The 10,137-nt window shown below is 43.7% G+C and carries 7 protein-coding genes and 1 rRNA gene; 1 reads left to right on the top strand and 7 read right to left on the bottom strand.

Annotation, left to right across the window (positions count from 1 at the left end; all coding sequences use genetic code 11):
• The first annotated feature begins 97 nt into the window (after positions 1-97).
• Positions 98-213, top strand: a 5S ribosomal RNA gene (gene rrf, locus AC27KT_RS09895).
• 274 nt (positions 214-487) lie between these two features.
• On the opposite strand, the gene AC27KT_RS09890 is transcribed toward rrf, so the two are convergent.
• The 7 genes from AC27KT_RS09890 to AC27KT_RS09860 form a co-directional block, all read right to left on the bottom strand.
• Entirely contained in the window at positions 488-1,018 is a 531-nt protein-coding gene (locus AC27KT_RS09890; RefSeq protein WP_487129505.1) for an acyloxyacyl hydrolase, read from the bottom strand.
• Between the two features lie 278 nt (positions 1,019-1,296).
• Positions 1,297-2,088, bottom strand: coding sequence for a hypothetical protein (locus AC27KT_RS09885; protein WP_487129503.1), 792 nt, complete (start codon positions 2,086-2,088; stop codon positions 1,297-1,299).
• Between the two features lie 136 nt (positions 2,089-2,224).
• Positions 2,225-5,314, bottom strand: a complete 3,090-nt coding sequence (locus AC27KT_RS09880) for an error-prone DNA polymerase (protein ID WP_487129501.1) — start codon at positions 5,312-5,314, stop codon at positions 2,225-2,227.
• Between the two features lie 41 nt (positions 5,315-5,355).
• Positions 5,356-6,921, bottom strand: a complete 1,566-nt coding sequence (locus AC27KT_RS09875) for a Y-family DNA polymerase (RefSeq protein ID WP_487129499.1) — start codon at positions 6,919-6,921, stop codon at positions 5,356-5,358.
• Complete coding sequence (locus AC27KT_RS09870; protein ID WP_487129497.1) at positions 6,867-7,616, bottom strand: recombinase RecA; 750 nt, start codon at positions 7,614-7,616, stop codon at positions 6,867-6,869. The genes AC27KT_RS09875 and AC27KT_RS09870 overlap by 55 nt, the downstream gene beginning before the upstream one ends.
• 248 nt (positions 7,617-7,864) lie before the next feature.
• On the bottom strand, positions 7,865-8,377 hold the full coding sequence (locus tag AC27KT_RS09865; RefSeq protein ID WP_487129495.1) for a hypothetical protein: 513 nt from the start codon (positions 8,375-8,377) through the stop codon (positions 7,865-7,867).
• Between the two features lie 2 nt (positions 8,378-8,379).
• Positions 8,380-10,131, bottom strand: a complete 1,752-nt coding sequence (locus AC27KT_RS09860; protein ID WP_487129493.1) for a DUF885 domain-containing protein — start codon at positions 10,129-10,131, stop codon at positions 8,380-8,382.
• Positions 10,132-10,137: the final 6 nt, after the last annotated feature.

Here is a 10,137-nt window from a genome sequence, read left to right as displayed (position 1 = left end):
ATATAGAAGCTACAGCATTTTATATGCGAGCTCACAGAATTTAGTAAAGTTGAGAGTTCTCAGCTTTACGCAGTAAACGCTACTGCAAACCAGTTTTCCTGGCAGCCATAGCGATACGGTACCACCTAATTCCATTCCGAACTTAGAAGTGAAACGTATTAGCGCCGATGGTAGTGTGGGGTTTCCCCATGTGAGAGTAGGACACTGCCAGGTCCCAATAAGAAAAATAATGGGGTCAGAGTACTTTATTTCGTTAACCCTCAGACTGCACCTATACATGTATTCTCATACGCCATTGAATCAAAAAATGTACTTCGACCCCATTATTAAGATTTCAACGATCTCTGTAGTATTCTTTCCCAGCTTTTTAGTGTGAGGACTCATTTCAAAGTCGGACCAACACACTAGACTTGTACAAGAGTAAAAGGGGACCAGAGTAGATTATTTTCCTTCTTAAAATAGAAAAATGTACTTTGACCTCATTTTGTTAGAAATGGTAGGCGTAGGATAGGTTTAGGAAGTCTAATCCTGGGTTGTCGTTATTAAAGCCGCCGTTAGAAAAATGCATATAGCGCAGTGCAACATGCTGCTTTTTATCTATTTCAACAAATACACCTAATCTGTCTTCAAATTGATAATTAGAGCCAATATCTTTGCCAGCAACTTCCTGATCGCCAATATAGCTTGCGCCTATACCAGCTTCTATATATACAGGGTATTTGTCATAAAGCGTCGATATTTGTTTCATAAATACAGGGGTTAAAGACACTCCATAACTTGTGCTGTGCGTGTCATTCTCACCATATTCCCATACGACGGCACTGACTTCCCAGTATAGCTTTATGTCGCCAAACCAATCTGTCGCTAATGTTTGCTCTAGTGGTCTGTAAGCGAAGCGCATACCATCTATATCATCGAATCCGTGCATATAGTCTACGCTGACGGTTTGCTTTGCTTGTACGCTACTAGCGGTCAAAACAATGAAAAAAGAAAATAAAAGTAATGATACCTGTTTCATAATTGCTCCTTGATTTGATAATCAACAAGCAAAATTTTTTCCAAACTAAAAAAGGTAATAATTTCAGTTAGATAAACTACGTTTAAGGTTGGATAGATACTTTGCAAAGGTCTATATTACTGACTTCCTTGAAGTTTTTACAAGGGCTAGTAGCTTTTCTTCGTTAATTGGACCCAATTAATGTTTTAAGAAACTACTGTAAGAAGAGCACCAGTAGCAGACCTTTCAAAGGCATATGTGAATAGAGCTGCCGTCGTTCTTGCAACGCGAAGGGGTCTTTATTTCCAAATTTCTTCAGTTTGCAATCCTTGTTCTTTTAGTAGCTGTTGAGACAATTTTTCAAAAGAAATTATTTCGTATTTTGCTTTTATACTATTTATTAACTCGGGGTTTGAGGATATGAAATCATTTAGTTCACGGATGATGTTTTTATGGTAAAGCGTAGATAAAGAAAAAGGAATTTCGTTATGAGGAAGCGTTAAATCTAAAGTAAAGGCTTCTTCTTTATAGGGTGGCTGTGAAAAGTGCTGACTAACAAAATACTCTAAATCTAGCCCGTCAACGCGCTCTTGATACAATAGGGCTAAGCCTTGTTGAATATCTGTAACCCACGTTATTTTGGTACGCTGATTATCTATCCTATCCTGCCAGTTTACGGGGGTGAAGCCTAATGGCATGGCAAGATGGTTTATCTTTTCAATACCTTTTCCAACGTTCTGTTGTTTTACAATTGTACCTGTAACGGCATTTGTTAATGGAGATGAAAAATACTTATCACTCGACGTGGTAATACTGTTGTACCAGCCTCGATTATCAGGGTATACAAAATCTACATTGCCTTTAACTAGCTCAAGTTGAAGCCGCCTTATCGGTAAACTTAAATAGACAAACTCGTGACCTGAAACTTCAGAAAAAGCCTCTAAAATTGACCAGGCAACCCCTTTATCTACTGGCGAAGAGAAGTCGTAGTGAGGGAAATACGATAGATTTTGTGCACCAACTATGTATTTACCTGCGTAGGCATTAAAACTAAATGAGCAAATAATAAAAAGCGTAATCCATCGCATCATTTTATACCCCGAAAATGACAACTGTTCTCTATAGGTATAGAAAACATATTTTATGTATTTCATAGATAAGGAGGTTTTGAATCAAAAAATCACTATCTTACACACAATAATCTATGACCTTGCTGCTGTAAAAAATTCAGTGAAAATCTCTAGAGCTTAGTGTCAGCTTTTCTAGCCAAGATGTACGGTCGATAAGCTTACCCGCAATAATGTGAATAACCCCCTCTTTTGAACGTTCAATAATACCGTTAACCTGAAGAAGCTTAGCTTTTAAGAACGTTTGTTGCTGAGCGCGTGCCGTAGCTTGCCATACCACAACGTTCATATTGCCTATATCATCTTCCAAAGTCAGAAAGGTAACCCCTGCTGCAGTGCCTGGTGCCTGACGTCCTGTTACTGCGCCAAGTACTTTTACAACAGATCTATTGGTCTTGCCTTTAAGCGAATTGGACCAGCTTATGTCTTTAAGCTTATGCTGCTTCTTGAGTAAAGAAATAGGGTGGTTATTTACCGATAAACCGGTTGAAGCATAGTCTTCTAGTAAATTTTCTGCCTCAGAAGGCCTAGCGCCAAGCGATGTGGCATTTTTGTCTGCATAAAATTCGTCGGTATCGAAAAGTGGTAGACGGGTTTGGGTATCCATAATTCGCCAGCGAGTTTCGTACCGATTGCCTGAAATCGTACGAAGGGCATCGGCGCTGGCCAGTGCCTCTAGTTCATTACTTTTAAGCGATAGCTGCTGCAACTGCTCGACATTTGCGTAGCCCTTATCTGAGCGGTTTTCCACGATAAGTTGAGACGAAGCTTCACTTAAGCCTTTAATAAGCTTAAGGCCAAGCTGAATGTATTTTTCTTGGCCTTGTACCACCAGGGAATGCTCGACGTTAGACTGGTTAACGCAGGGCGCTTCTACCCGTATATGATGACGCTTAGCGTCTTGAACTAACTGGGACGGGGAATAAAACCCCATGGGCCAGCTATTTAACAGTGCTACGTAAAATTCAACGGGAAAGTAAAACTTCAACCAGCAAGACACATAAGCTAATACCGCAAATGACGCTGAATGAGACTCGGGAAAGCCGTACCCTGCAAAGCCTTTGATTTGCTCAAATAAGTTATGGGCGAACGTACTGTCATAGCCTTTATCCGTCATACCCTTAATGAGCTTGTCTCTGAATTCAAAAATTCTGCCGTCTTTTTTCCAGCTAGCCATAGCGCGTCGCAGCTGGTCGGCTTCTCCGCCACTGAAGCCTGCGGCAACCATAGCAAGCTGAATTACCTGTTCTTGAAAGATAGGTACACCCATAGTGCGAGATAGCACCTTTTCCACATCTTTAGATGGGTAGCTAATGGATTCGTTGCCGTGTCGGCGTATCAAATAAGGGTGGACCATATCACCCTGAATCGGACCTGGCCGTACAATGGCTATTTGTACAACCAAATCGTAATAGCGACGAGGTTTTAGCCTTGGAAGCATAGACATCTGAGCCCGTGATTCTATTTGAAAAACGCCTACCGTATCTGCTCGACAAATCATATCGAAAACCTGTTTGTCATCTCCAAGCTTTGTAATGAGCGGAATACTGGTTTCAACCGGATATTGCTTGTTGATAAGAGAAAATGCACGACGAATAGCGCTTAACATCCCAAGCGCGAGTACATCCACTTTTAATAGGCCTAAGGTTTCAATGTCGTCCTTATCCCACTGAATAATAGTGCGGTCTTCCATCGCGGCGTTCTCAACAGGTACAAGGTCGTAGAGCGGTCCGGCGCTAATAACAAAACCACCTACATGTTGCGACAAATGTCGGGGCGTGCCCAGTAAAGCTTCGGTAAGGGTAATTAACTGCTGTACCCTAGGCTCTTCAGAGTTTAGCCCAAGCTCTGCCAGCTGGGACTTCCACGGAATAACGCTGTCCCGTCGATTAATTTGTTTTACCACAAAATCAAGCTGTGACTCGCTGAAGCCCAGTGCCTTGCCCACATCCTTAAAAGCCGATTTAAAGCGATAGCAAATAACGGTAGCCGCGATAGCGGTTCTCTCTCGGCCGTATTTTTGATAAATGTATTGAATGATCTCTTCACGACGCTGATGCTCAAAATCCACATCAATATCTGGCGGTTCGTTACGCTCTTTGGAAATAAAGCGTTCGAATAGCACACTTATTTGCCTAGGGTCTACTGCGGTTATTTCCAAGCAATAGCACACTACTGAGTTGGCCGCAGAGCCGCGCCCTTGATACAGAATGCGTTGTCGCTTGGCAAACTGAACAATGTCATAGATGGTTAAAAAGAAATACTCATACTCTTGTTCGGCAATAAGCGTCAGTTCTTTTTCTATGATTTGGCGAATATCAGGGGTTATACCTTCAGGGAAACGCACTTTTATACCGGCCTCTACACGTTCCCGTAAATACGATGTAGGCGTATACCCTTCAGGTACAAGCTCCGAAGGGTAGTGATAGCGCAGCTCTTCTAAGGAAAACGTGAATACAGAGGCAAGAGCATTGGTATTGGCGATCCACTTCTCAGGGTAAAGCTTCTTTATTTTTTGTATGGTGCGCAGACTACGCTCTGCATTACTCAACGCCTCCCGGCCTATTTTGTCTACGCTGGTATGTTGTTGTGTGGCATGCAATACATGTTGAAGCGGCAGTCTGTCAGCGTGATGCATTAGTACACCCGTACAGGCAATAACAGGAAAAGGGTAGGCAGACTGCAGATGGTTGTAGTGTGCAAACCTCTGGTGATCCCGTCCGTCTAATAGGCGCTGAGCGCCAATATAAGCATCAATGCTCGGGTGTTTTTGCAGCCATTCAGCCCAATGCTTGTCTTTAGCTTCTTTGCCGCTTGGTAACCAAATGAATTTGCAATGGCGAATGGTACGTAAGTCCCACTCGGCCAGTTGATATTCACCTTTCTCAGAGCGACGCCTCGCGTTTGTAATAATTCGGCACAGTTCGCTATAGGCCGCTTTGTTCGGGCACAACAGCACAAAAGATAAAGTGTCATCAAATACGAAGTAACTACCCACAATAAGCGTAATCGGTAGACCCTGATGCTTAATTTCGTCGAAAGCTCGTACCACTCCCGCTACTGAGCATTCATCGGTAATGGCAAGCGCGTCGTAACCAAGGAAAGAAGCCGTGGTAACAAGCTCTGCGGGGGAAGAGGCACCGCAAAGAAAGCTATAATTGCTTTGGCAAAAGAGCTCACTGTATTTCATGATATTGCTTTTACCTCTACTTTTTCTTTAACCGCGTTCGGCTAGCAAAAAAGGCCATGTACCCACCAGCGGCTCTCTTCGTCTTTAAATACTAAAAGCCTTACACATTGCTCAGTCTGGGCGATGAAATAATCTCGTTTTGTTGGGCTGTCATGCCACCACTCGCTGTGTAACCGCACGGGGCCAAAGCAAATTTGGGTCGCCTGAATAAGCGGCTTAGGTGTATCAAAGGTAAAGGTGGGCGTAATGTCGCTGCTATAAGCATAATTACCGGTGCAGTCACCAGTGCTTGACTCCGTCACCGTCATATATTCAAACTGGTGGCTGTCGGCAGTTCGCGGTTGAAACGTACTGTTATCGCCTAGCTTCGCGTTTAAGCGCCCAATTAATTGCTTTTGCGCAATATCGTTAAACCTGTCGCTAAAGAAATCGCCATTCTGCGTATCCATTTCTTCAAACTGCTGGCAGATAAGCGCAATGGCTGTGGCTGGTTCAGGTAGCTCTAGATTCTCAGTTTTAAGATTAAATAAGGGCAGCCAACTTTGTACTGAGGACTGAGGAAGCGCTGATTGAATATTAATATCCATTACAGGAGCTTCTCTGAAATGAATATGAACGCTGATGCTTGATGTATATAGGTTTCTGGCCCGTAAATAGTGAGACAAATGCTCAAACTGCTGGGTGACAAAAGGGGTTAGATGCTGCGTGTTTTCAACATCAAAAGGCAATAGGATAAAGTTATCGAAGTGCTCCAAAGGCCTAAATAATGTAACCCGCGGGAAGGTTTCTCCCCTTAGCGCAGTAAGATACATAATAGTGTTATTGTCGAAGCGCCGCCCCAGCTCTTGTACCGGCATTGCCAACAGCTGTTTTACGCAGGAAACGCCCACCCTTGCCAGCGAGTCAATGACTTTAGGTGATAGAGCCGTAATAGAAAGCGGGCATGCACTTAGGGCTTTTTTTATATCATCCGGCGTATGTAAGTAGGTATTAAGTTTATGAAGCGCTAATACTTTTGCGGCCTCAATTGTCCATGCGCTAGCAAAATGATAGCGAATATCTGCTTCTGCCAGAGCTTGAGTTAAAGTTTTCCACAGTGGCGTGTGACCGCCATAGTAATGAGTTAGGTTATCTAGCCTTACTGCTAGACCGCTTACACTATTTGAGTGAATGTGGTTGTCTAATACGATGTCAGAAGCCAGTGGATAAAGCCGATGGGCTAACTGCGTCAGCATATGCTTTTCGGCTTCTTCACTGAAAGGCAGAATATGCACGTAGGGGCATAGCGCCGCCGCTTGAGCGAGCCCATGGCCAATTTCAATACCTTCTTTTTTCGCAATATCATTACACTGGGTAATTTTGTTTGTTTTACTGCAGTAAACTGCAACAGGAGTATTTGACGGTAATGACGAAGAACTTTTGTTAGCTTCGCTTCTAGGGGCGTTTCTACGATCGCTTTTAAGCGCTTGCCGGTGGGCATGATTAGTTTTAGCAGCTTTAATATGGCTGTCTAGGGTAAGTTGATAGCAGTAAATATAGGCCCACAGCATCATTAGCTCACAGAGTGTAATGCCTGATCGGAAAGCGTGTTGTGTGCCATGGCCCATTTTATGGCCTGATTGTCCGGGGTCCATCGATGGGAAATAACAATGTTATCTTTGGGCCAACCATGACGCTGCTTGCGTATGTTCACCGTCAAAGCGTGGGGCTTACCTTTTAGCGCGATATCTAAAGTAATGGGTAATGAACTGTCGCTTTGATTCGAAAGGGCGGCTTGTGAATCACTTAAGTTGGCCTTCGGATAACCTGACTGTGATGCCTGCTGCTGCGGTTGAGTATACAGCAAGCACAGCGCATCGTTATGCGTTGCCGCTACCTGTAGGCGGCGTGCTTCTTTTTGATTTACAGCATTACTCCACAGCACCACGCAATGGCAAGCCGTACTTTTTAAGCATTGCTCTGCTGCCCACAAGGACTCTTGTTCAGAACATGTTTTTACTACCAGCACTTGTTGCGCTTTAAGTCCTAAGTTTTCTAACCATGGCGACTGTAGTAGCCCAGGAGGGTTGATAAATACCACCAGTTTGTGCGTACGATGCTGGCAAATAACTCGTTTAAAGAGTGAAAGCTCACCCACGCCGGTCAGTGAGGAAATACGTACAAGCCCCGTAGAAGCCACGCCACCGTTAAGCGCTTTATCCAGACGTGGAAAGCCCAGCGAAAACTTGGCTTCACTTTGTTTCTGATCTCTGGCCCGCCAAATATGCGGGTGGTTGTTAAGCACGGATAACGATTTGTTCATGGCACTCAAAATAAACTGTATTTTTATACAGTATTATAGTGCGGCAATGATCCTTTTCAAGACAAAAGGTTTTTGGCTTGTTATTTTAAGCGCTAACTTACTGATTAGTTTGGAAAGGTAAAAAGATTAAACTTTTAAAAGCGTAGGGATTTGGACTAGGGTCGCTGTCCTTACTACATAGCAAAGCGGGCGACCCTGTCATATAGTTAGCGCTGCTTCAGCGCTAACAAGGGGAGTAGAGTAGAACGTTACTCTTCAGGTGATGGTTCTTTTGAAGCCTTTGCTGTCGTGCCACTTACTGTTGTTGTAACAGTTTGACAAAAAGCAATAAATCCATCTGCGGTATTTTTTGCCCACACCATGCGAACGTTGCCAGGCAGAGCCTTCACCACTTCACGAATTTCCTCAAGCGTCACTTCTTCATTAAGCAACACTTTATTCAGTGATTCCTCAAATGACATGCCTTTTTCACAACAGGTCATGACAATAGCTGAAAAGTTGCGCATAAGTGGATGTAGCGCATTGTATTGATTTTGGTCGATAAGGCGGCTTTTATAGGCACTTTCAATACGCGCAGTAAGGTTTTTTTCCAGCGCATCAGTAACAAGAACGAGATTGCGATAAGCATATGTAACCTTATTACTGGTCTGTTTGTTTGAGTGGCGCAACAGCGCCAGTTCTTTCTGTAAGTTCTGCGCTCGCAGCACAAAGTAAATTAAAAACAGGATAAGTAATCCAATAACACCAAATGCAACGATCATGTTTATTGTGCCTTTTGTTCTTCTATAAAGGTGTTGATATTTTGCTCCAATATGAAAAGAGGAACTGAGCCGTTTTCTAACACGGCACGGTGGAATTTGCGCACGTCAAAACGCTCTTCTAACGCTGTCTCTGCTTTCTTGCGAAGGCCTTTAATTTTGATTTCCCCTATCTTGTAAGACAAGGCTTGCGCTGGCCAAGAAATATAGCGGTCTATTTCGGTATTGACGTTGTGTTCTGAAAGCGCGGTGTTTTCCATCATGTAATCCACCGCTTGTTGACGGCTCCAGCCCATGGTGTGCATACCGGTATCAACAACCAAACGACACGCACGCCACATTTCGTAGCTTAAGCGACCGAAGTTGTCGTACGGCGTTTCATAAATACCTGCTTCAATACCTAAAAACTCAGAATACAGTCCCCAGCCTTCACCAAATGCTGAAATATAGGTGTTACGGCGTACCATGGGCAAGTCTTCAAGCTCTGCGGCCAATGAAATTTGTAGGTGGTGGCCAGGTACTGCTTCGTGCAAGGTCAGTGCAGGCAATGCATACAAAGGGCGCTTATCAAGGGCATAAGTGTTTACCCAGTAATATCCTGGCTGGTCATCGCGGCTAGGGTGAATGTAACGGCCCGTTGTATATTTGGGCGCGATAGCGTCTGGTACAGGCGCTACGCCATAAGGCGTTCTTGGCAGATACTCAAAAAGCGAAGGAAGCTTTGCGTCCATTTTCTTTGCAATAAACGACGCTTCTTTTAGTAAATCTTCAGCGCTGGTGGCATAGAATTGCGGGTCTTCGCGTAAAAACGCAATGAAGTCGTTAATGTCGCCATCAAAGCCAAGCTCATCCACAATTTGCTGCATTTGCGCGCGAATGCGTTTTACTTCAGACAAACCTAAATCATGGATTTCCTGAGGCGTCATATCTGTGGTGGTGTAATGCTTTGCTCTATTGGCGTAATACGCCACGCCATCAGGCCAGTTATTTGCGGCAATATCTTCACGGGCATTAGGAATGTATTCGTCTACCATGAAGTCGTAAAACATTTGATACGCAGGCAGTACGCTGCTGTTTATTGCTGCTTTGCCTTGCTCTGCTAGCGCTGCCTTTTGCTCGGCAGTAAAGTACTCAGGGAAACGAGCAAACGGAGAATAAAAACCACTGTCCACTGCATTTTCAACAATGTATGACGCCACAGAATCTTCAAACCCTTTAAGCACGACTTTAGGCTGTGTGTAGCCTTCTTTTAGCGCTTGTTTCATATACGCAATTTGTTGGTCAAAATAAGACTTCAGCGCGTTTAGGCGGCTAATATAGGCTTGATAATCTTCTACGCGTTTAAAGGTTGATAAATTTGGGAGTGAAGCCATCGCACCATGAAAGCCATATTCTGAGTTAATAGGCACCAAGTGCGCGCGATACGTATATTCATCCACATAGTTAGCTAAACGATATTGCTGCATCAGCAAGGCAATATAAGCGTCACTAGAGATATTTTCTTTTTTATACTGACTTAAGGCTTTTTGAAACGCGCGCCATTGTTCATTTTGAGCTTTCAGAGCTTTGGGAGAATTATCTGGTAATACGTGAGCGAGTGAAGTATCGCCTTCGCGAGAAGCTAGAAGCGGGGAAACCGAAAGCTCGTACTGCCAAATGTCATCAAGTAGTTGATACAAGCTTTCATCGTCAAGGCTCTTTGCAGATGCACTAATGCTGCAAATAAATAGTAATGCTGCTAACAGATAGCGATACATATGGGT

This window comes from Alteromonas sp. 5NW40-0090 (assembly GCF_057552975.1).
Note: the sequence above shows the minus strand (reverse complement) of the source record. Positions and strands in the feature narration are given on the sequence as shown.